Below are 22,007 nucleotides of genomic sequence, written 5' to 3' on the forward strand. Positions count from 1 at the left end.
AAAGATTTAGTTTACTTATTGAGAAATTGTTCAGGTGCAAATTAATAATACGACAAAACTATTTTGTCGTATTTATCGGTTTTAATTCTGAGACAAATTGATAGAAATCATCATATTCACCCTGATGATTTGTGTCAATTGGTATGTTTTTACTGTTAATTAAACAGTCTGTGATTAAGTATGTCTCTAACCCGATTTTTTTTGCTGGTAAATCATCGAAAACATCGTTTCCTACCATATAACATTCTTCAGGTTTCTTGTTAATACTATTTAAGACTTCGTGATAGAATTCTAAATGAGGTTTGGTATATTGATTTCCTTCAAATGAAGAGATATATTCAAAATCATCTTTGTTCAATCCAGCCCATCTTATTCGGTGGTAATTTGCTTTAATTGGGAATAAAGGATTAGTAGCAATTACTACTTTGTATCCTTTTTCTTTTAGAACTTTAACACTTTTTATCATTGCTTCATTCTGGTAAGTTGATGGTTTAACATTTTCAAATAGTGTATCATAAAAAATATCAAATTGACTACGAAAAACATCAATATCACCATCAATAAGTGACCCAAAATACTTCATAAACTTTTCTTCGTTTGTTTGATTATTTTTTACTAAGACCATTTGATTTGTCGCAGCCATTATGTATTTAGCCAGTAATCTAGGATCAATTTTGCCATTGAAATGAACACCTAAATTATAAAAATATAATTCCATAAATTTATCAAAATCCATTGGGAGTAAAGTCCCATCTAAATCAAATAAAAATGTATCTCTCATAGTTATTTTCCTCGTTTTATTAGTTTATAAATGAATGTTGAGATAAAGCTTATTAACCCAATAACAAATAACCCAACAACTATCATAAGTGTTGTGTAGACAAATTGTCCACTATTATCTAATACCGGCTTTAATGGGCTTCCATTCCCTGTGTGTAATAACATATAGTCTTGATCAATTGTAAAACTGACGATTAGAGCAATTATCATTAACCCAAATGTAAATACCAATGATCTTAGAGCATCAAGGTATTCTGGTATATATAGTTTACTAGTTAATAGATAAAATGATGACATTAGCATTAGACCGTGATAAGTAAAGGATACCCATGGTAAGTAATTGTCCGTTAGTGGTAACCATGATTCATTAGAACCAATAATATTACCAGGATTTAGTAATGCAGCTAAAGTCGCTCCAAGTACAATTGTAAAGGCAGTTGCTAAAGCATATTTTTCTAGTTTCGAATCTTTTTTTGAGAAATATAGTATTGGCCATATGTATAATGGCATACTACATAAATGTAAAGGTATATGGTTCATAGGATATGATCCATCCCGATAAATCATGTAACCTAGTTTTAATCCTTCAAAGACATAAAATAGAATTGTTATTATTAGTATTTTTCTTTTTGTAGGGTTATTCCCTAGTAGTTTTATTCCTACCACTACTAGTATAACTACATACAGTAAACCCAATATATGTTTTGTTCCAAACATTGGTGCAGTTAATAGTTGTATCATATTTCATCCTCCTTAAGGTACTTAAACATTATATTAAAAAGAATAAATAAGTTCAATAAAAAAAGTGCGATTTTTCGCACTTTTTAATATCCAATACCTGCTGGCTTAATGTTATCTTTGTCATGAGAACTACAAGGTGTTACAGCATATGTCATATTACAATTAGGACATGATTCTTCAAAGTGAATCATTTGAAATGGTTGTCCGCATTCACATTCTACAACATGTGGTGTTTCTAATAAGCCTTGTCTAACATTTACTTGTCTTACTTTATCAACGATTGCTTTACCATTATTTAAGTCTGGTGCACAACCATCGTTACCTGAACATGATTGAATTTTCTCTTTTGTTGCTTGATCCATATTATCAACTCCTCAAGTGGTATTATATTGTATGTGTACAAAATAATGAAATGATACCTTAATTTTTCTAAATAAGAATAAGTCATTTTATAAAAAGCGGTTAAACTCCCTCTTTCATAAGAAAGTCTAATATTTCATATGGTGCGATTATACTCTCTGCTTTTTCCTTCATATTGTAGAAACCAGAAATAACTACAAAGTTCTTATAATCGTTTGTTGTTCTTGATTTTAAGTCTTCTATATAGTTTTGATTAGCTCGGTATGGATTAGGGAATTTTACAACTCTCGTGTATGTTTTTTGGCTATACTGAGTTCTAGGTCTGCTTAATGAAGCCCAAAATTCTGAGGTCTCTTTCCCTCTAATCTTTCCAAACAAATCAATGTACTTTAAACAATAATGATTATCTCTTGTTGAGAAATAGATTGTACTTCTCTTAAAATCAACCTGCATGTTTTTAACTTTTACTGAAGATTTTACTCGTGCATATAAATGATGAATATCGATAAACCCGTGATAAATAGCTTCAAAAGGATTTATATGATAGTCATTGTAAAATGATGATGCGTAGTACATTGCAATTAAATAGATTAGATAAAGCGTACCCAAAATGATGGCAATAACTAATAAAACATTAACTATCCCAATAATGTCATAAATTGGATTCATTATATTATCTACTATAAGATTCAAACTTATAAATGTTCTTTTTAAGAACCCTAAAACAATATTTATTACTAACGCTAAAATTGTGTATTTTAATATAAAGTAATACTTGGTTTGCTTGTTCATCTCATCCACTCCTCAAGATTAATTATATCATATCAGAAGAGTTTGAAATAAAATTTTATTTTAATTTAAAAGATAGCGTAACTGGGTTATGATCGGTGTTTTCATATCTTAAATTATGAGTTTCTATTTTTGATACTGTAATATTAGGTGAAACAATAAATCCGTCAATAATCGTTTCAAAATTTATTCCTTCTTGGTATGGTCTATCTTGACTACGTACTGTATTAGTATTTTTATCAAAGACAACTCTAAATTCACTATCATATAATTCCTTAGGTAATAAGCTTACCCAATCTGGCATTTCATCGTTGTATTTTGTTTTATCTAATAACAAGTTAAAATCACCACCAACGATGATGTAGTTTTCTTTGTTATTATATAGGTTTGTAATATATTTTAAGATATGTGCTATTTGTTTAGAACGATACATTCCATCTTTATCATATGCTGATAGATGAATGTTGATAATAAATAGTTTTTTATTACGATTAATTTGCACTTCATTAATAACCATGCATCTTTTTGGATAAAAAAGACTTTTAGGAAATGTTTCTTGACCTTCTAAACTGATTCTAGTCGAGTTAGAAAATGGTATTTTTGAGAGTGTTAACAAACCACTATAAGCACTTCCCATCGGATGTGTAAAAGGTAGTGGTACCCATTTAGCTATATAGTTATAAGCAAACGATAAATTATATTTTTGAAGACCACTTGCAAGGTGTTCTACTTGGTTTACATTCGCACTTCTCTTACCTTTTATATCAACTTCTTGTAATGTATAAAAATCGCTGTTAAGGCTTTTTAGATAATCTTCTATTGATATTAAGTTGTCAAATGTTTTCTCTCTAGAGATTGTTCTAGAATTCATGCCACCTTCTAAGAAGAAATCTTGTTCTTTATCTAATGAACAGTATCCTAGATTAAAAGTTGTGATTGTCTTTAATTCATCTAATTTATCTTCACGAGTATTTCTAATGATTTCACTTACTTCTAGCGGGGCTGGTTTATATTCTGTAATTACAATATATAAAGCGAATAAACCAACGGCGAGTAATATCAGTGATATAGGGATTAATATGTAAATCATATAATCACCTCCACCTTTATTTTACCATTTCGGTGTGTATAATATGTGAAAGAAAAAAGGAGAAACCTTTTCAGGTTTCTCTATCCATTTAAATCAATGTAATATCTTGTAACTAGGTGTTCTTCTAAAGCCCTCTCGACTTCAAATCTGACTTTGAGATGTGTTTCCTTTATCGCATTGTACAAAGCTTTATTACGTTCGTTTAATCTATCTACATCATTTTTTGTTGGGACTTTCCCACGGCGTTTCTTTGCAGTTTCTTTTGAAACAATTATTGTGTTCCAAATATCATTTGTATAAACAAAATCATAAGGTATAACATATTCCAGTTTTATATTTTCCAATTCGATTGGTTCATCAGAATAAAAATCTTTTGAACCTTCTAAATGACAATATTCTAATAATACATTACGATATTTGATAAGATTTTGACGTTTAAATCGGTATTCTTTTGAACCTTTAACTTTCCTTATAATATTAGGAGATTTATTATAACCTTCTAATAACTCTGCCCATTTGTAATCAATTATATCTTCTAATACAAGTGTATTTTCTTTTATTAAATTCACTTGTTCTTCAGTAAATCTCAAACATTTAGATTTAGTATCCAAATCATAGAGTTCTACTTTTGTTTTAGTATCAATTTTCTCAAATTTAGCTGCGACTCCTTTATTAACAATTGTAATAAATTTCTTTACTTGTCGTTCAAATCTGATTGGGTTTCGCTTCAAAAATATTTCAACTTTGTCGAACCATACGGGATATTTAATTTTAGTATTATCTTCAAAATCATTTTTAATCTCTTCAATTCTTGCTTCTAGGACACTACTTGGTCCTTGAGATAATTTGAAGAAACCTATTTGGTTCCAATAATATTTCATTACTTTTTGCACTAGCTCATAGTGATATATAACATATGCTTCCCCTTGTATTTCGTACTCTTGATTGTTTATACATTCGATGATTGCACGACCCCAAGCTGTTTTATATGTATTATCATTTTCAATAGTTCTTATCACCTTAATAAAATCATTGATATAACTCATAAAACCACCTCTTATTAATATTATACAGTAATATGCAATTTTAATAAAAATAAAATAAATTTTGATTCCACCAATAAGAACTACCCTTAGATTGTTATAGATGTGTAAACCAAAAAGGAGGAATACAATATGAAACTATTTTTAATTGGTACGTTATTATTTTCCGGAGGTGGCGTTGCAGCTATCCAAAATGAAGATATTCGGGAAAATGTAACAGATATGTACAAAAACGTTCGTGAAAGAGTTCAAAAAAGAGTTCAAGAAAATTCTTGTGAGAATTTGCGAGAAAACGGATTTCCATATCCTAGTGAAGAAAGATTAGCAAATCTTACTGAAGAACAGCAAGTAGCTATTGTTATTGCAATAGATCAAATAAATGCAACTTATGATTTTGGTGCAATGACAGATGATGAGATTATCGAGGCAATGTTAGTAATTCAGGAAGAATTAAATCTGCTTGCAGATGAATTAGGTTTAGATATCCCTGATAATTGGTTACAAGCTAGATTTAGACATAGAGTAAATTCACGAACAAGAGAAGTAATCAAAGAACACTTAATAGAAGACTTAAGAGCAAATGGAATTGAATATCCAAGTGATGAAAGATTAGCAAACCTAACTGAAGAACAACAAGCATTAATTATTGAGCAAATCGATGAATTTAACGGGACATATGATTGGGCAACTATGACAGATGAAGAAATCATGGATGCAATGGTAATTGTAAAAGCAGAATTACAAGTCCTACACCAGGAACTTGGTTTAAATCCCCCTATTAACAAACACGGTCATAGAAGACATGGTTCAAGAACCCAAGAATCTGAAGATGCAGTTGAAGGAACAGATACATTATAAAAAAAAAGTTGTGAAATTCACAACTTTTTTTTCTCTCTTAAATCAACTCTAATGCTTTTCCTACTATTTCGAATTGCTTTACAGCAAAATCTAAATCTTCTTTAGTGTGCGATGCACTAATCATACATCTTAATCTCCCTGTACCTTTTGGTACCGTTGGGAAAACAATTCCTGAAACATAAACTCCAGCATCTAACAATGCTTTTGAAAACTGCATTGTAGTGGCTTCACTACCAATAATTACTGGTGTAATTGGTGTTTCACTATGACCTGTGTCAAACCCCAATTTTCCAAGTTTTGCTTTAAAGTAATTTGCATTATCCCATAAACGATCAGTGAATTCAGTTGAATTCATTAATAATTCTACACTTTTCATTGCTGCAGCTGTTGCTGCAGGTGGAAGTGCTGTCGAGAATAATAAAGGACGAGCACGATGTGATAACCAAGTTTTCGTCTCATGTTTACCGGCTACATACCCACCAATAACTCCAATAGCTTTACTTAGAGTACCAATGATAAAATCAACACGACCATGTAGTTTAAAGTGATCGACAGTTCCTCTACCGCTTTCTCCTAAAACACCACTACCATGAGCATCATCAACATAAGTTAATGCACCAAATTCTTCAGCTAACTCAACGATTCTTGGTAACTTAGCTAAGTCACCATCCATACTAAATACTCCATCAGTGATGATTAATACATTATTGTATTCATCTCTTTTTTCTTTTAGTATTCTTTCTAAATCTTCCATATCACTATGTTTAAATATTGCTTTATCTGCTTTACATAATTTGATTCCATCAATTATTGAAGCGTGATTTAATTCATCAGAAATAATTAAATCTCCTCTTTCAACAATTGCCTGAATTGTTCCGATATTGCAATTTAATCCAGATTGAAAGCACATTACTGCCTCTTCACGTTTAAATTCAGCAAGTTTATCTTCTAACTCCCCGATTAAATTATAATTACCAACAATAGTTCTAACTGCACCAGCACCGGCACCATATACTCTAACTGCTTCAATAGCAGCTTCTTTAACTTCAGGATGATTAGCTAGACCTAAATAGTTATTACTTGATAGATTTACAACTTCTTTTCCGTTTAAATTAATTCTATTAGTACAAGGTCCATAGTTAACTGGTAGTTCTCTATAAACACCATCTTCTTTTAATTGCTCAATTTTTACTTTTAAAAATGTTAATTCATGACTTTTCATAGTTTTCACTCCCCTGGGATTAAAACAATTTTACCACTATTACCAGTTCCCATGATCTCCATAGCTTTATGGACTTCACTCATCGGCATTACATGGGTAATTATTTTATCAAAATCTAATAAATCTTTATCTATTAAATCCTTTACTTGATACCAAGTATCATAAATTCTACGACCAACTACTCCGTAAATACGTGCACCTTTGAATACAATGTCGTTTGCTACATCGACATCTATATCTTGAGATGGAATACCAAGCATACTTAGCCCTCCACCAGCTTTTAAATATTTAAATGCTTTTTCAATCGCTTGTTTATTTCCACTAAACTCACCGATTACATCAGCACCTCTACCACTTGTCTCTTCTAATACTCTTGCGATAACATCTTCTTTTAAAGGATTTATGACAACGTCAGCACCTAATTCTTTTGCTTTTTTACAGCGGTAATCATTAACTTCAACTGCTATAATTTTTTTAGCTTTATATGCTTTAGATACATTAACTCCCATTAAACCAATTGGACCGCATCCAACAACAACTACATCTTTGTTTTCTATATCAAAATGACACATTGTATGAACAGCATTACCTAGAGGTTCTTGAACACTTAAGTGAATAGGGTTTGCATCCTTAGAATTGATAAAACAATTCATTGCCGGAATTCTCACGTATTCAGCAAAACACCCATCAGTATCAACACCTATTATTTTAGTGTTTTCACAGATATGTCCCTCTCCTCTTAAACAAAATTCACAAGTTCCACAAATGATATGAGTTTCAGCACTTACAATATCACCTAGTTGAACCCTTGTTACACCTTTACCCATCTTAATAACTTCACCACTAAATTCATGTCCAGCAGTAAAAGGTAATTTCAATCTTTTTTTAGCCCAATCATCATATGAATATATGTGATAATCAGTACCACAAACTGAAGTGTAATTTACCTTAATTAATACTTCATCATCTTTTAACTCAGAAGGAATTGGTTTCTTTGTTATTGTCAATCCTCGTTCCGGTTTATCCTTAACAACACAATTCATTAAGGTGTCGAATTTATCTTCCATTGTTTTCTCCTTTAAAAAAAAATTTAAAAACGCTTTCACAAGCATATTATATCATAATATGTTGATTTGTATAGCGTTATTTAAAAGAGATTTTAGCGACTTATTGCACGCTCTTTTGATGAAAATATTTTCCTAATAAAAAGGTGCATAAATAATAAAAAAAAGATAAATTGTGGGATTTATCTTTTTTCTTTTCTCACTTGAATATGATTTAAAAATTCAAAGGAGTGAACACATTTTCGCAAGAATAAAATTATGGGAATTTCACTCTTACAGAGAGACGTGATTATATTAGTTTTTTTGTTACAGTGATATTGTAAATTGTTTAGTAATCAAAGTCTATTATTGTAAATAAAAAAAGTAAGAAAATTAAACTCACTTAGAACATAAAAAAAGAGAAGAAAGAATTCTTCTTCTCTATTTGATATAGTATTTGTACTTTGGACGACCAACTGTTCCATAATCAATTCTTTTTTCAATACTACTTATCTCTGTTAAATAATCTAAATACTTACGTAGTGAAACTTTACTTAGATTAGTGATACCTGAGATTTCTTCTACATCTAGCAGTTCCTTTTTGTGGTCATTCAGAATTGATACTATGTAGTTAAGTGTATTTTCTTGAAGACCTTTTGGTAAATTGGAGTCACTTGAGGTGTTGAACATTTGGTCAATCTCTTTTTGAGATAGTTTTCCATTCTCTTGAAACATTTTGTATTTGAGTTCACAACGATATACTGCCTGATTAAATCTTTCTTGTGAGAAAGGTTTAACTAAGTAATCTACTACACCAAGATTAAGGAATTCGCTAATCGTTTTATTGTCGTTAACAGCAGTGATTGGAATCACTGAAACATCATTGCCTTCTTCTCGTAAAATTTTCAATACTTCTAGTCCATTTAGTTTTGGCATTTGAACATCAAGGATTACTAGATCGATGTCATTTTCATTTTCCTTAATAAACTCAAAAGCTTCTAAACCATTATCAATTACTTTGATAATTTCAAAGTTTTTAAGCTCATTTAAATAGTGTCTATGAATATGTGCTACCATAGGGTCGTCTTCGACAATTACAATTCTTAATTTCATAAGTTCACCTTCATTAATATAATTTCGATTTTTGTTTCTTTTTCTGAGCTTTGCACAGTTTTTTCACCACTGTACACATTTACTATTTCCCCTACAAGACTTAGTCCTGTACCCCTACTGTCTCCATTTTTAGTACTAACTCCTCTTTCAAACATATTGTTGATAACTTCTGGATCAACTCCACCAGCTTGATCGATGACCGTAATCTTTATTTTCTCTTCATCTTCAAATATGTCTACCACTATTCTCTTATTTTCCATATCCTTATTCACATAAGCTTCAAAAGAATTATCAATTAAGTTTCCAAGAACAATTACAATATCATCAGAGTTAATCGGATTATGTACTTTGGTTAGATATGAATCACTAGTTAATAGTAGTTGTGCGTTGAATTGCTTCGACTGAATTTCCTTACCAATAAATAGTGCTAAAATTCGATCATCTTTTAGTCTAGATGTATAGTAATCACTAGCAAGATTTGTCTTATAGACATTTTCCATTATGTAGTTTTCTGCCTTCTCATAATCTTTCATTTTGATAAGTCCGAGAACAACATGAAGTTTATTCTGAAATTCATGTTTTTGCGATCTCAGAGCAACCGACATTTGTTGATATCCTGTTATCTGGTCAACTAAAGAATCGACTTCTAGATGTGATCTAAATACAGCAGTAGCCCCAATAATTTTATCTTCAAGATATAGCGGAAATGCATTCATTAATAGTTTGTCATCATTGATTTTTCGATATTTATTAACGACGTATTCATTTCCATCAATGATAGTTTTAAAATCAATAAACGAAATAACTTTTTCTGCGTCTTTACCAATTATCGAATCTGATAAATCGAACATTTTCTTCGCTTTTTTGTTTAAAGTGGTAATTTTATAATTATCATCAACAGATATTACGGCTTCATTTAATTGCTCAATTACTGATTTGTTTTCAGCATATAGTAGCGCTATCTCTGTAGGTGCAAAGCCTAATAGTTCACTCTTAAATCTATTTAGCAGCCAAGTAAGTGAAACTAATGAAACGATTAATCCAAAGCCAAAAGCTAAAAGGATTGTTGTAGTTTTACTAAGTTTAAGTGCGTTCACATCACCTTGTAAAATACCGGTACTTGCTACACCAATTTGTGTATCACCATCATAAATCGGAACAAAAGCTCTAATACTTTTTACATTGTTTTCATCTACATAACTACCAATATAAGGTTCACCATTATAAATATCAGAAACCTCAATTTGATCACATTCATTACCTAACTCAACATCATTAGGATGAGCATATCGTATATTGTTCATATCTAAAATAATTATTAAAGATAAATCTTCGACATTCTCATAATACTTATCAACATAAGTATCTAATGAGTTATCTCCACTTTTAATTTTTTCAATTACTACCTCATCGTCTGCAATAATGTTAGCTATGTTATATAAGTCCTTCTCATACACACTTTCAATATGACCAAACTCTTCTACTATAATATAAACTGCTAACAAGATGAACGAAAACGTAAGTAATAAAGACATTAAAAAAATGAATCTATCATTTCTTTTTATTTTCATTTTATCACTTCTTCTATTTATTTCGTTAAAGTATATACTCATTATAACATATACATAGTATATGAAGATTTGTTTTTTTTAATAAAAAATGGTACTTTTAAAGTGAGGTAAAACATTTATGGTTAATGAAAACACTTACTTTGTTTTCAACTTTATATTTTAAAAAAATAAGATAATAAAAAAACTAAAAAAATCATAAAAATATACGCTTTAAAGACTTTATTTAAGCCATTTTGCTCTATTTGTAATTTTATTAATCTATTTGCAAAAGTAATCATTCTATTATAGGTGATTATTTGTTAAAATTTGATAGTCGAAATGATTTATTTTTTAAATTCCAATAAAAATAGCAATTGAGAGGAGATTATTTATGAGTGAAATCAACTTAAACATTGATGAACTTGATAAGGATTTATTAGCTGAACTTGATATATATATTGCAAGTTTACAAGATCCTAGGGGGACGTTGATCAATGTATTACACCGTGCACAAATACTGTTTGGGTACATTCCTCATAACTTACAACTTTATATTTCAAGAAAGTTAGATTTAAATGCAGCAAGAGTGAATGGGGTTGTTAGTTTTTATTCTTATTTTAGTGAAGAGAAAACTGGTAAAAATGTTGTTAGTGTTTGTATGGGTACCGCATGTTATGTAAAAGGCTCAGAAAAAGTATTACATAAATGCTTAGACATTTTAAAAGTTGGCAAAAACGAAATTACTGAAGATGGTTTATTTACTGTTAGAGACGTAAGATGTATTGGAGCATGTGGTTTAGCACCAGTTCTTACTGTCGGTGAGAAAGTTTATGGCCATGTAGATGCAGATATGGTTGAAGGAATCTTGAATCGATATCGAGGTGAAGAAGATGGCAATTAAGAGTTTAGATGAATTAAGAAAATTACGTGCTAGTTTACAAGATAAAGTAAACTTACGTGAAAAAGGTGAAGTTGAAGATAGTAAACTAGTTGAAGTTTTAGTAGGTATGGGTACTTGTGGTATCGCTGCTGGCGCTAGAGATACTTTCAATAAGCTTTTAGAAGTTATTGAGGAATTAAAATTAGGTGAAGTAAAAGTAATTAGTGTTGGATGTATTGGTTTTTGCCATGCAGAACCTACTATTCAAATAAATATTCCTGGACAAGAACCTGTTATATACGGGAAAATTACTGAAGGTAAAGTTAAAGAATTAGTAGACACTGTAATCATTAAACGAGAATTACTTGATGAAAACTACTTAATAAAATCGTTTAATAAGGCGGTGGTTTAAAGTGATGAAACGTATGACTTTATTAGTTTGTGGTGGTACTGGGTGTATGGCCAGTGAATCACAAGAAATGCTAGATTCTTTGAAAGCAAAAGTTAAAGAATTGAATATGGAAAATGAAATCAATGTTATTAAAACTGGTTGTTTTGGATTTTGTGGACAAGGTCCAATTATCAAAGTTCAACCTGATAATGTATTTTATGTAAAAGTAAAACTAACTGATATTAATGAAATTTTTGAAGAACATGTTTTAAAAGGACGCGTTGTTGAAAGATTATTATTTATAGATCCAAAAGAAAATGAACGTGTTAAAGAACATAAAGATATGGATTTCTATAAAAAGCAATATCGTATAGCTTTACGTAACTGTGGATTTATTAATCCTGAAGATATTAGTGAGTATGTAGCTGTAAGAGGATACGAAGCTTTGGCTATCGTCTTAAGTGAGAAAACTCCTAAAGAAGTAATTGATTTAATGAAAGATTCTAAATTACGTGGTCGTGGTGGAGGAGGATTCCCAACTGGTTTAAAATGGGAATTAACTGCAAAACATCGTCGTATTGATAAATATGTTATTTGTAATGCTGATGAAGGAGATCCTGGGGCATTCATGGACCGTTCTATTTTAGAAGGAGACCCTCACACAGTATTAGAAGCAATGGCAATCGCAGGTTATGCAATGGGTGCTGCTACTGGTATGGTTTATATTAGAGCAGAATATCCACTTGCAATTCATCGATTAGAAGTTGCAATCGCTCAAGCTAGAGAGTATGGTTTCTTAGGAAAAGATTTATTCGGTAGTGGATTTGACTTTGACATTGAAATTCGTTTAGGTGCTGGAGCATTTGTTTGTGGTGAAGAAACTGCTTTAATCAATTCTCTTCAAGGTATGAGAGGAGAACCTACCAAAAAACCTCCATTCCCAAGTGAAGCTGGATATAAAAATATGCCTACAAGCGTAAACAACGTTGAAACATTTGCTAACATCCCACCAATTATTTTAAATGGACCAGAGTGGTTTAGTAGCATCGGTACTGAAGGTTCAAAAGGAACCAAAGTTTTTGCTCTTGCTGGTAAAATCAATAATATTGGACTTGTTGAAGTTCCAATGGGTACAACATTACGTGAAATCGTTTACGATATCGGTGGTGGTATTATTGATGGTAAAAAGTTTAAAGCTGTGCAAACAGGAGGACCTAGTGGTGGAGTAATCACTACAGAACATCTTGATACACCAATTGATTACGAATCATTGAAATCAATTGGAAGCATGATGGGTTCTGGTGGAATGATTATCTTAGATGAAGATGATGATATGGTTGAACTTTCTAGATTCTACTTAGATTTTACTCAAGATGAATCTTGTGGTAAATGTACTCCTTGTAGAATTGGTACAAAACGTATGTTTGAAATCTTAGATCGTCTTATCAAAATGGAAGGGTGTCCTGAAGACCTAGATATTTTAGAAGATTTATCTATTAACATTAAAAACAGCTCTTTATGTGGATTAGGACAAAGTGCTCCAAATCCTGTATTGAGTTCATTGGAATATTTTAGAGAAGAATACGAAGCTTATGCTTATAGAACTAAAAAAGTTTCATATACAATCAATGCTGACAAATGTATTGGATGTACAAAATGTGCGAGAGTATGTCCAGTTAGTTGTATTGAAGGAAAAGTTAAAGTTAAACACGTTATTAATGAGGATGAATGTATCGCATGTGGTGCTTGTTTCGCAGCATGTCCTGTTGATGCAATCATTAAACCTTAGGAGGAATCGTCATGAGTGATAGAACAGCTAAAATAAAAGTAAATGGTATGGATTTAGAAGTACCTTTAGGAACAACAGTTTTAGAAGCAGCTAAACTAGTTGGTATTCATATTCCGACTTTATGTCATTTAGACTTATGTGATTTCGGTGTAGTAAACAAAGTAGCTAGCTGTCGTGTATGTGTTGTTGAAGTAGAAGGTCGTAACGCTCTTGCACCAAGTTGTGCTGAGATGGTTTATGACGGAATGGTTATCAATACAGATACATTAAAAGCGATAAACGCACGTCGTACTAATATGGAATTATTACTAAGTAATCATCCATTTGATTGTTTAACATGCATGAAAAATCTTGATTGTGAATTACAAACATTAGCTCAGGAATTGAATATTCGTGAGATTCATGCCAAAGGTGTCAAAATGAATTATCCAATTGATTACTCAAGTAATGCAATTGTTAAAGATCCTAATAAATGTGTTATGTGTCGTCGTTGCGAGACAATGTGTAACGATGTTCAAACAGTTGGTGTATTAAGTGGAATCAATCGCGGATTTGATGCTGTAGTTGGTACAGCATTCCATCTAGATATGATTGATACTTCATGTACTTACTGTGGACAATGTGTTGCTGTTTGTCCAACTGCAGCGTTAACTGAAAGAAATGATTTACCTTCAGTTTGGAGAGAGTTATCTCGTGAAAGAAATCACGTAGTAGTTCAAGTTGCTCCTGCTGTACGAGTTGCAATTGGTGAAATGTTCGGTATGGAACCAGGGACAATCTCAACAGGTAAATTAGTTACAGCATTAAGAAGACTTGGTTTTGATGCTGTATTTGATACAAACTTTGGAGCAGATTTAACAATTATGGAGGAAGCTACTGAATTAGTTCACAGAATTCAACATGGTGGAACATTGCCGATGCTAACATCTTGTTGTCCAGCATGGGTTAAGTTCTTTGAACATCAGTTCCCTGATATGTTAGACATTCCTTCAACTTGTAAATCACCGCAAACAATGTTAGGTGCAATCGCCAAAACATATTACGCAGAAAAAGTTAATATCCCTGCAAAGAACTTAAAAGTTGTAAGTATAATGCCTTGTGTTGCTAAGAAAGCTGAAAGTGCAAGATCTGAGTTATCTAAAGAAGAATATTTACATGTTGATTATGTTTTATCAACTCGTGAATTCGGACATATGATCAAAGAAGCTGGAATAGAATTTAATGATTTAGCAGATACTGAATTTGATAATATGTTAGGTGAATCAACTGGAGCTGGAGCTATCTTCGGTACAACTGGAGGAGTTATTGAAGCAGCAGTTCGTACTGCATCTGAGATGATAACAGGGGAAACACTAGAAAAAATTGATTTCGAAGAATTACGTGGTTTAGAAGGAATCCGTGAGGCTAAAGTAACAATCGGAGATTTAGAATTAAATATCGGTATTGCTCATGGTTTAGGAAACGCACGTAAATTGCTAGAATCAATCCAACGTGGTGAGTCTAAATTCCACGCTATTGAAATCATGGCTTGTCCGGGTGGATGTATTGGTGGTGGAGGACAACCTTATCATCATGGAAATCAAGACGTAATTAAAAAACGTCAAGCAGCTATATATGAAATTGATAGAAATACTCCTCGACGCAAATCACATGAAAACAAAATGGTTCAAAAGCTCTATAAAGACTATTTAGGTAAACCATATGGTGAAAAAGCACATGATTTACTACATACTTGTTATGTGCCTGGAGAAAAAATTTAAATATAAATCAAAAAAGACTTTCAATGAAAGTCTTTTTTTATGCAAAATAAAAAAGGACAATTTGTCCTCTTTAGTTTTTGAATGGTAAGCCCCTAGTACCCTGGTTATTCTTTCCTTAATAAATAAACTACTTGCTTACTCACCATTCGGTCCCTTATACCTTCATCTATATTATCTCATTATTTCGACTTTTTTCAAGAGGATCCTGTTATTTTACAAAAGCATATAGAATATAACTTATTTCCACTTAAGCTATACCTGTAAACAAAGTTTATATCTTATTTGTAATCATTTACAATTTAAGCTTCCGTATCGTCGAATATCTCTAGCTCTTTCACTTGCTTCGAAAGCTTTCTTATACATTCGCTTTTTCTTATAGTGTCTAATAAGGAAATTGTATGAAATATCTATCACTTCAATATCATTTGCTTCCTCGCTTAACTGAATAATCTTATCAATAGTTGCCAAATAATCCTGTTCATTATATGCAACAAGACCCATCTCCCAGATAGATATTTGAACTAATAAATCTTCTTTTACTTTTGGTCTTGACTCAGTAAAAACTAAATACTCATCATACAACCTCTTTACTTCCTTTGAATCGTTATTCTCATACGCAACTCTCATTAGAAGAAAATAAATGATTGTATTCCTTGTTTTATAACTTCCTAAATACTCCTCAGCAAACTCAATATTACCTACTAATAACTCTAATGCCCCCAGTAATAATTTAGTCTCTTCAATCAAATATATTGCATTAAAGTTTGTTGAGAAATCATATACATTATTCAAAAGAGATTTTGCATCTTTAAACTTTCTTACCAATATATATGAATATGCTATTGAAAGTCTTAATTCCATAGCTCTTAAATAAATAACATTGTCTTCAAAAAAGTCGATAGTTTCCTCACCAATTTGAACTACATCCATAAAACTAAATGTTTTGACTTTACATTTAACTATATATACTTTGATGAGATAATCAAGCTTAGAATTACCAACTGTTAAGGCCTGATATAGTGACTTTTGAGAAGCAACATACTTCCCTTCATTATAAAGGTTTACACCCTCAATTAAATGAAAAAGTTGGAGTTGTCGATCACTAAAATTACCTTTCATTCTCCCGTAAATATTCATACATACACTACTGTCTTCTGTTGTTTTTTTTAACAAAGCTTGATAAAAGAACTTAATTAGTCCATATTCAGTAATCAATGCACTGTGAACATAAATCTCTTCTTTTTCAAGCAGCTTCTCCATTTCAACTATTGCTCTTGTATACTCGTATTTATATAGATAATCAAAAGCGACATCATATATTTCTACAAATTCATCGCGCAAATCTGAAATATCATAGAATTCCACATTGAGTACATTGTATAGTTCCCTTAAAGTATTATCGCTTCCATGAACTTTGCCCTGTTCAATATTAGCAATAAAGGTATGAGATATTCTAGCTAACAAACCTAGGTCACGTAATGAATATCCTTCTCTCAAACGATAAAACCGTAAGAGTTGTCCTAATTCCTTATACGAGTTATTTGTTTCTACTTTCAAATGAAACAACATATTTACACCACCTTGTTTTAATAATCTTAAATACTTAAATGCTCTACTTGTAATTATACACTACATTTACTAATGTTCTAGAAAAAACATATATAACATAAAAAAAGAAGCAGATATTTCTGCTTCTTCTTAATTATAACCATTCACTAATTGATTTTGCTTGCATATGTAGTAATAGGTAATCAGGTCCTCCAGCTTTACTATCAGTACCACTCATATTAAATCCACCAAATGGTTGATATCCAACAATTGCACCAGTACATTTACGGTTTAAATATAAGTTTCCAACGTGAAATTCTTCACGTGCTTGTTCTAAATGAAATCTATTATTTGAAATACAGGCACCGGTTAACCCATATTCTGTATTGTTTACAACTTTAATTCCTTCTTCGAATGTCTTAACTTTTGTTATAGCAAGAACTGGTCCAAATACCTCTTCTTGCATTATTCTAGAATCTGGTGAGCAATCAGTAAACACAGTCGGTGAGACAAACCAACCTTTAGACTTATCACTAATTCCCCCAGCTAATAATTTACCTTCTTTTTTTGCTATTTCAATATATGAAGTAACTTTATTATATGCTTTTTCATCAGTTAATGGTCCCGTGAAATTACTAAATATTTCGGGATTTCCATATGTTAATGCCTCAGTTTTTTTCTTAATAAGTGGGATAATTTTATCATAAACGTCCTCATGAATTATCGCACGGCTACAAGCACTACATTTTTGGCCACTAAAACCAAAAGAACTTTTCACTATGGCTTCTGCTGACATTTCAGGATCAGCGTCTCCATCAACCAAGATAGCATCTTTACCACCCATTTCAGCGATGACACGTTTAATCCATATTTGTCCTTTTTGTGGTTTAGCTGCAGTTTCATTTATTGATAATCCAACCGCTTTTGAACCAGTGAATGAAACAAACCTAGTTTTTGGATGTTTAACCATGTACTCACCAATTTCTGGTCCATTTCCAGGTATAAAGTTAACTACACCTTCAGGTAATCCAGCTTCTTTTAGAACTTCCATAAATTTATAAGCGATAACTTGAGTTGTAATAGCCGGTTTTAATAATACTGTGTTACCAGCAACAACTGCAGCTGAAGTCATCCCCGCTAAGATAGCTAATGGGAAGTTCCAAGGAGTTATGATTGCTGCTACTCCAAGTGGAATATACTTAAATTCATTACGTTCTAGGTTTCTTCGTGACAATGTTTGCTCATCAGCTTTCTCTAGAAGTAACATTTGTCTTCCGTAATATTCTAAGAAGTCTATTGCTTCAGCAGTATCAGCATCAGCTTCAGGCCAAGGTTTACCTGCTTCAAGTGTCATTAAAGCACTAAATTCAAATTTGCGTTTTCTTATGATTGCTGCTGATTTAAATAGTACATCAGCTCTCATTTTAGCTGGTACTTTTTTCCATAAACTAAATGCCTCTAATGCTGCTTTCATTGCTTCTTCAGCATCACTGATTCTTGCTTGATGAATATGACCAATTACTTCTGTGTGATCTCCTGGATTTAATGAAGTATATAAATTTCCACTTTCAACAAGTTTTCCGTTAATAATTAATGGATATGTTTTTCCTAAGTAACTTTTAACAGTTTTGATACCTTCTTCATACTTCTTAAGATTTTCTTTGTTTGTAAAATCTATTAATGGTTCAGTTTTGTAAGAATATATCATAATACTTCCTTTCTAGACTACGGAATGTTCGTAATCAGTTTCTCTATTATTTTTGAATCTATCAATATGTAAATCTTTAAGATCAATAGTCGTTGGTTGTTTCATAATTACTTCTGCAAGTAATAATCCTGTCATCGGTGCGAACATAAATCCGTGTCCACTAAATCCAACAGCAAGATAGTAACCATCTAACTGATCTGTGTCTCCTAAAATTGGTTGACGATCGGGCGAACAGTTATAACTTCCCCCCCATTGTCTTATTACTCGTAAATCACCAAGAGGTGGTAATAACTCAACTGCAGTTTTAGCCATCTCATCAAGGAATTGATGTGTTGAATGAATATCGTGATTATGTGGTACATTTTTTCCACTACGACCCATAATAAACGAACCATGAGGAACTTGTTGGCAATAAATATTTTTGTTAAAACTTATTACCATTGGTCCTTGAATTTTTTCTATTGGTTCCGTTACGAGAATTTCATGATTTTCGCTATAGACAGGAATATCTACTCCTGCTAATTGTCCTACTTCATAACTAAATCCACCAGCTGCATTTACCACTTTATTAGTTTCAACTTGATAGTTTTCAGTAATTACCTTAGTAATCTTATTGTTTTTAACAACAATATCTAATACTTTTTCACGGTAGTAGAATTTAACTCCAAGTCGCTTTGCAGCGTGGTAGTATGCATCTGTCATTAAGAATGGATTTAGATGTCCATCTGTTGGACAAAATGTTGCACTTACCATTACATCTTTATTTAGGTGAGGAACTATTTCTAGAGCTTCTTCTACTGTTAGTTTTCTAGATGGTATTCCTACACTATTTTGAAGTTTAACGTTTTTCGTAAATTTCTCATCCTCTTCTTTATTTACTGCAACGATTAAATATCCTTCTTGTTTAAATTCTATATCACGATGATATTTTAGTTCTACTTGAGCTTTTTCAAAGAAATCTACACTCATCTTCGCCATGATGCAATTTCCTTTTGTCCCCCATTGTTGTCGGACACCAGCGCCACATCTACCAGTAGCTCCGCCGTTCATATAATTATCATCAAATACGATTATACCTTTAACACCTTTTTTAGCTAGATTATATGCGATGGCAACACCACTAATTCCCCCACCAATAATTACTATATTAGCTTTCATCTATTGCGTTCTCCACAATTGATTTAAGTTTGACTCCTGTAATTAGTGGTCTAATTTTATGGGTTTCTATTGATTTAAGTGGTTTCTTTAAGAACTTAGCTATTTCTCTTTGAACTAATAACTGACATGTATTACCTTGACAAGGACCCATACCAACACGTAAGATTCGTTTGATATCTTCAAATGTAGTATAACCCTCTTCAAATATTTTATGAAGATCGTCTAAAGTTACATCTTCACAACGGCATATTATTATATCTTTTTTATTCATATTTTTCTCCTTATTGTGATAAATTCATAAAGTAATTCTTTAGAAACCTTCACAGTTAATAAGGCTGTCTTGTCTTGTTTGTCAGAAATCTGAGTTCTTTTAATTACTGCATCACCGATAATGTCTCCATTACGGTTAATCGCATAAACTTCTTCATTGTTTTCTGGGTAAGGTACGAATTCATATGGTATTTTAAATTGCATGTGGTCTTCTTTTTCTTGGACCGTAAAAATTGCTAGTCCAGGGCAATTATAAACACATACTGAACATCCGCTACATTTATCAAAATCAACAGTTGGTGGAGTATTTATATCTTCTCCAATATGGATAGCATCAAATGGACAACTTGTACTACACGGATTACAAGGTATACTTTCATAACATTCAGTGATTGCTTTTGGTTTAATTAGTACCTCTCTATTTGGGAAACGTGACTTAACCTGCTCTATCGTTGGTGTCCCTTGCTTACTTAGCATCACATTCACCTCTTAATTCTTGTAGTCCTAATCTTGTTTTTTCACCAAAAGGTCCACTTCTTAAATTTTCTAACTGAGCTTTATAATCCTTATATAATTCGGTGTACTGAGAGTGTTCAAACCCTAGTCTTTCACTAACGATTAACCCTGTTAAATAACCTTCAACTATAGCACTGCTAGCCTCTTCGACACCACAAACATCTCCAGCAACAAAAATATTTTCAGTACTTGTTTCATGGTTGCAATCAATGACTGGTACTAATCCTCCTAAATATGGAACATACTTCATTTCTGTATCAATCATACTCAATAAACTTGATAAAGGACTAAGTCCAACACTAATACAAAGAACATCAGTTTCTATTTCATTTTCAGTCCCTTTGATTGGATTCCAATTTTTATCAAGTTTTGTTGTTATTACTTTTTCTAATGTATCTTTTCCTATCGCTCTTTTAATTGAAGTGCTTGTTAAAATATCAACACCAAGCCTTTTTAGTTTTGAAGCATGTACTTTGTATCCTCCAATAGTTGGAGCTGCTTCTAAAACTGCTTTTACTTTTACTCCTGCTTGCATTAGTTGATAACTAACAATCAATCCAATATTACCACTACCTACCATTACAACACTTTCACCTGGTAAAACACCATTAACGTTCATAAGTGTTTGAACAGCTCCAGCTCCATAGATACCTGGTAAATCATTATTTTCAAAGCTTAAGAATTTTTCACTTGCTCCAGTAGCAATAATAATTGCTTTCGCCTGAATTTTCGAGTACTTTTCGTCATGTAAAATCGTAATTACATTATCATTATACAGTCCCACAACTGTAGTATTAGTCATAACATCAACTAATTCTTCAAACCTTAAAACATCATTAATTAATATTTTAGCGATATTAATTCCTCTTGTTTTAGCATATTGCTTTTCACTTCCAAAAAACATATGTGTTTGTTTTACTAATTGTCCTCCGACTTTAAAATCTCTTTCAATGATTAAAGATTTGACTCCTGCTTCCGCAGCTATTTTAGCAGCACTTAAACCAGCAGGTCCTCCCCCTATTATTACTAGATCATAGTTTTTCATAAAGCACCCCTTTATCATCCTGAGTCTTTACATCCATGCCTTCTTCTAACAATGTTACACATGTTCTTACGTTTGGTCTGTTATTAACAATCATATTGCATGATGCACAATTTCCAATCGCACAATAAAAACCACGCGCACGTTTATGCTCAATGCTATGGCTTAGTTTTCGGATCCCCAAATTATGTAATGCAGAAGCAATTGTATCTCCTTTTCGACCTTCAACAAGATTACCATTATAAGTAAAGCGAACTTCTTCTCGAACTTTAAACTCTAAGATAGGATGGTCTTTTATTCTCAAGTAAATCACTCCTCTCCTATTTCATATTTTATCATATAAAACGCTTTCATAA

Annotated in this window: 22 protein-coding genes; 5 read left to right on the forward strand and 17 right to left on the reverse strand. The window is 31.8% G+C overall.

All coding sequences use genetic code 11. The annotated features are described in order from the left end of the window. Window positions 1-58: 58 nt before the first annotated feature. The 6 genes from KQ51_RS08985 to KQ51_RS09010 all read right to left on the reverse strand — a co-directional run bounded on the left by KQ51_RS08985 (window position 59) and on the right by KQ51_RS09010 (window position 4,806). On the reverse strand, window positions 59-781 hold the full coding sequence (locus KQ51_RS08985; RefSeq protein WP_038471321.1) for an HAD family hydrolase: 723 nt from the start codon (window positions 779-781) through the stop codon (window positions 59-61). Window positions 782-783: 2 nt separating this feature from the next. Beyond that, complete coding sequence (locus KQ51_RS08990) at window positions 784-1,521, reverse strand: TMEM164 family acyltransferase (protein WP_038471323.1); 738 nt, start codon at window positions 1,519-1,521, stop codon at window positions 784-786. Between the two features lie 83 nt (window positions 1,522-1,604). After that, window positions 1,605-1,883, reverse strand: coding sequence for a hypothetical protein (locus tag KQ51_RS08995; RefSeq protein WP_232958008.1), 279 nt, complete (start codon window positions 1,881-1,883; stop codon window positions 1,605-1,607). A 100-nt stretch (window positions 1,884-1,983) separates the two neighbouring features. Further along, window positions 1,984-2,673: a hypothetical protein gene (locus tag KQ51_RS09000; RefSeq protein WP_038471326.1), complete on the reverse strand. Its 690-nt coding sequence runs from the start codon at window positions 2,671-2,673 to the stop codon at window positions 1,984-1,986. A 55-nt stretch (window positions 2,674-2,728) separates the two neighbouring features. Beyond that, entirely contained in the window at window positions 2,729-3,760 is a 1,032-nt protein-coding gene (locus tag KQ51_RS09005) for an endonuclease/exonuclease/phosphatase family protein (RefSeq protein ID WP_038471328.1), read from the reverse strand. Window positions 3,761-3,840: 80 nt separating this feature from the next. Beyond that, window positions 3,841-4,806: a hypothetical protein gene (locus tag KQ51_RS09010; protein WP_038471330.1), complete on the reverse strand. Its 966-nt coding sequence runs from the start codon at window positions 4,804-4,806 to the stop codon at window positions 3,841-3,843. Window positions 4,807-4,935: 129 nt separating this feature from the next. Here KQ51_RS09010 and KQ51_RS09015 point away from each other — a divergent pair, with 129 nt between their 5' ends. Then, window positions 4,936-5,661, forward strand: a complete 726-nt coding sequence (locus KQ51_RS09015) for a hypothetical protein (protein WP_038471332.1) — start codon at window positions 4,936-4,938, stop codon at window positions 5,659-5,661. 37 nt (window positions 5,662-5,698) lie between these two features. On the opposite strand, the gene KQ51_RS09020 is transcribed toward KQ51_RS09015, so the two are convergent. From KQ51_RS09020 to KQ51_RS09035, 4 genes are all read right to left on the reverse strand, one after another. Continuing rightward, entirely contained in the window at window positions 5,699-6,883 is a 1,185-nt protein-coding gene (locus tag KQ51_RS09020) for a glycine C-acetyltransferase (protein ID WP_038471334.1), read from the reverse strand. A 5-nt stretch (window positions 6,884-6,888) separates the two neighbouring features. Beyond that, window positions 6,889-7,950 (reverse strand): L-threonine 3-dehydrogenase, encoded by a 1,062-nt coding sequence (tdh, locus tag KQ51_RS09025; RefSeq protein WP_038471335.1) that lies wholly within the window; start codon window positions 7,948-7,950, stop codon window positions 6,889-6,891. A 417-nt stretch (window positions 7,951-8,367) separates the two neighbouring features. Further along, on the reverse strand, window positions 8,368-9,039 hold the full coding sequence (locus KQ51_RS09030) for a response regulator (RefSeq protein WP_038471338.1): 672 nt from the start codon (window positions 9,037-9,039) through the stop codon (window positions 8,368-8,370). Continuing rightward, window positions 9,036-10,610, reverse strand: a complete 1,575-nt coding sequence (locus KQ51_RS09035) for an ATP-binding protein (protein WP_038471340.1) — start codon at window positions 10,608-10,610, stop codon at window positions 9,036-9,038. Before KQ51_RS09035 ends, KQ51_RS09030 begins: the two co-directional genes overlap by 4 nt. 370 nt (window positions 10,611-10,980) lie before the next feature. On the opposite strand from KQ51_RS09035, the gene KQ51_RS09040 reads away from it, so the two are divergent. From KQ51_RS09040 to KQ51_RS09055, 4 genes are read left to right on the forward strand one after another with little or no spacing between them, the layout of a single operon-like run. After that, a complete protein-coding gene (locus tag KQ51_RS09040) occupies window positions 10,981-11,490 on the forward strand; it encodes an NADH-quinone oxidoreductase subunit NuoE family protein (protein WP_038471342.1) in 510 nt (169 codons plus the stop codon). Beyond that, window positions 11,480-11,881 (forward strand): (2Fe-2S) ferredoxin domain-containing protein, encoded by a 402-nt coding sequence (locus tag KQ51_RS09045; protein WP_038471344.1) that lies wholly within the window; start codon window positions 11,480-11,482, stop codon window positions 11,879-11,881. Before KQ51_RS09040 ends, KQ51_RS09045 begins: the two co-directional genes overlap by 11 nt. Before the next feature lie 4 nt (window positions 11,882-11,885). After that, entirely contained in the window at window positions 11,886-13,649 is a 1,764-nt protein-coding gene (locus tag KQ51_RS09050) for an NADH-quinone oxidoreductase subunit NuoF (RefSeq protein WP_038472090.1), read from the forward strand. Window positions 13,650-13,660: 11 nt separating this feature from the next. Next, on the forward strand, window positions 13,661-15,409 hold the full coding sequence (locus tag KQ51_RS09055; RefSeq protein ID WP_038471346.1) for an NADH-dependent [FeFe] hydrogenase, group A6: 1,749 nt from the start codon (window positions 13,661-13,663) through the stop codon (window positions 15,407-15,409). A gap of 288 nt (window positions 15,410-15,697) precedes the next feature. Here KQ51_RS09055 and KQ51_RS09060 read toward each other — a convergent pair whose 3' ends face one another. The 7 genes from KQ51_RS09060 to KQ51_RS09090 form a co-directional block, all read right to left on the reverse strand. Next, on the reverse strand, window positions 15,698-16,978 hold the full coding sequence (locus tag KQ51_RS09060) for a helix-turn-helix domain-containing protein (RefSeq protein ID WP_038471349.1): 1,281 nt from the start codon (window positions 16,976-16,978) through the stop codon (window positions 15,698-15,700). Window positions 16,979-17,111: 133 nt separating this feature from the next. Continuing rightward, window positions 17,112-18,665 (reverse strand): L-glutamate gamma-semialdehyde dehydrogenase, encoded by a 1,554-nt coding sequence (pruA, locus tag KQ51_RS09065; RefSeq protein ID WP_038471351.1) that lies wholly within the window; start codon window positions 18,663-18,665, stop codon window positions 17,112-17,114. Window positions 18,666-18,677: 12 nt separating this feature from the next. Continuing rightward, the gene (locus KQ51_RS09070; RefSeq protein ID WP_038471354.1) at window positions 18,678-19,823 is read right to left on the reverse strand and encodes an NAD(P)/FAD-dependent oxidoreductase; all 1,146 of its coding nucleotides are present in this window, start codon (window positions 19,821-19,823) and stop codon (window positions 18,678-18,680) included. Further along, window positions 19,813-20,094: a (2Fe-2S)-binding protein gene (locus tag KQ51_RS09075; protein ID WP_038471356.1), complete on the reverse strand. Its 282-nt coding sequence runs from the start codon at window positions 20,092-20,094 to the stop codon at window positions 19,813-19,815. The genes KQ51_RS09070 and KQ51_RS09075 overlap by 11 nt, the downstream gene beginning before the upstream one ends. Continuing rightward, on the reverse strand, window positions 20,091-20,570 hold the full coding sequence (locus KQ51_RS09080; protein ID WP_038471359.1) for a 4Fe-4S binding protein: 480 nt from the start codon (window positions 20,568-20,570) through the stop codon (window positions 20,091-20,093). The genes KQ51_RS09075 and KQ51_RS09080 overlap by 4 nt, the downstream gene beginning before the upstream one ends. Continuing rightward, a complete protein-coding gene (locus KQ51_RS09085; RefSeq protein WP_038471361.1) occupies window positions 20,560-21,654 on the reverse strand; it encodes an NAD(P)/FAD-dependent oxidoreductase in 1,095 nt (364 codons plus the stop codon). Before KQ51_RS09085 ends, KQ51_RS09080 begins: the two co-directional genes overlap by 11 nt. After that, window positions 21,641-21,964, reverse strand: a complete 324-nt coding sequence (locus KQ51_RS09090) for a (2Fe-2S)-binding protein (protein WP_437178350.1) — start codon at window positions 21,962-21,964, stop codon at window positions 21,641-21,643. Before KQ51_RS09090 ends, KQ51_RS09085 begins: the two co-directional genes overlap by 14 nt. Window positions 21,965-22,007 lie beyond the last annotated feature (43 nt).

It is taken from the genome of Candidatus Izimaplasma bacterium HR1 (assembly GCA_000755705.1).
Classification (GTDB): Bacteria; Bacillota_I; Bacilli_A; order Izemoplasmatales; family Izemoplasmataceae; genus Xianfuyuplasma.

What these genes read in the sequence shown, in the direction of transcription:
- KQ51_RS09075 (WP_038471356.1), bottom strand. Translation starts at nt 20,094, where the DNA reads ATGAATAAAAAAGATATAATAATATGCCGTTGTGAAGATGTAACTTTA.
- KQ51_RS09010 (WP_038471330.1), bottom strand. Translation starts at nt 4,806, where the DNA reads ATGAGTTATATCAATGATTTTATTAAGGTGATAAGAACTATTGAAAAT.
- KQ51_RS09035 (WP_038471340.1), bottom strand. Translation starts at nt 10,610, where the DNA reads ATGAAAATAAAAAGAAATGATAGATTCATTTTTTTAATGTCTTTATTA.
- pruA (WP_038471351.1), bottom strand. Translation starts at nt 18,665, where the DNA reads ATGATATATTCTTACAAAACTGAACCATTAATAGATTTTACAAACAAA.
- KQ51_RS09015 (WP_038471332.1), top strand. Translation starts at nt 4,936, where the DNA reads ATGAAACTATTTTTAATTGGTACGTTATTATTTTCCGGAGGTGGCGTT.
- KQ51_RS09045 (WP_038471344.1), top strand. Translation starts at nt 11,480, where the DNA reads ATGGCAATTAAGAGTTTAGATGAATTAAGAAAATTACGTGCTAGTTTA.
- KQ51_RS09050 (WP_038472090.1), top strand. Translation starts at nt 11,886, where the DNA reads ATGAAACGTATGACTTTATTAGTTTGTGGTGGTACTGGGTGTATGGCC.
- KQ51_RS08995 (WP_232958008.1), bottom strand. Translation starts at nt 1,883, where the DNA reads ATGGATCAAGCAACAAAAGAGAAAATTCAATCATGTTCAGGTAACGAT.
- KQ51_RS08985 (WP_038471321.1), bottom strand. Translation starts at nt 781, where the DNA reads ATGAGAGATACATTTTTATTTGATTTAGATGGGACTTTACTCCCAATG.
- KQ51_RS09000 (WP_038471326.1), bottom strand. Translation starts at nt 2,673, where the DNA reads ATGAACAAGCAAACCAAGTATTACTTTATATTAAAATACACAATTTTA.
- KQ51_RS09005 (WP_038471328.1), bottom strand. Translation starts at nt 3,760, where the DNA reads ATGATTTACATATTAATCCCTATATCACTGATATTACTCGCCGTTGGT.
- KQ51_RS09020 (WP_038471334.1), bottom strand. Translation starts at nt 6,883, where the DNA reads ATGAAAAGTCATGAATTAACATTTTTAAAAGTAAAAATTGAGCAATTA.
- KQ51_RS09085 (WP_038471361.1), bottom strand. Translation starts at nt 21,654, where the DNA reads ATGAAAAACTATGATCTAGTAATAATAGGGGGAGGACCTGCTGGTTTA.
- KQ51_RS09070 (WP_038471354.1), bottom strand. Translation starts at nt 19,823, where the DNA reads ATGAAAGCTAATATAGTAATTATTGGTGGGGGAATTAGTGGTGTTGCC.
- KQ51_RS09080 (WP_038471359.1), bottom strand. Translation starts at nt 20,570, where the DNA reads ATGCTAAGTAAGCAAGGGACACCAACGATAGAGCAGGTTAAGTCACGT.
- KQ51_RS08990 (WP_038471323.1), bottom strand. Translation starts at nt 1,521, where the DNA reads ATGATACAACTATTAACTGCACCAATGTTTGGAACAAAACATATATTG.
- KQ51_RS09055 (WP_038471346.1), top strand. Translation starts at nt 13,661, where the DNA reads ATGAGTGATAGAACAGCTAAAATAAAAGTAAATGGTATGGATTTAGAA.
- KQ51_RS09040 (WP_038471342.1), top strand. Translation starts at nt 10,981, where the DNA reads ATGAGTGAAATCAACTTAAACATTGATGAACTTGATAAGGATTTATTA.
- KQ51_RS09030 (WP_038471338.1), bottom strand. Translation starts at nt 9,039, where the DNA reads ATGAAATTAAGAATTGTAATTGTCGAAGACGACCCTATGGTAGCACAT.
- KQ51_RS09060 (WP_038471349.1), bottom strand. Translation starts at nt 16,978, where the DNA reads ATGTTGTTTCATTTGAAAGTAGAAACAAATAACTCGTATAAGGAATTA.
- tdh (WP_038471335.1), bottom strand. Translation starts at nt 7,950, where the DNA reads ATGGAAGATAAATTCGACACCTTAATGAATTGTGTTGTTAAGGATAAA.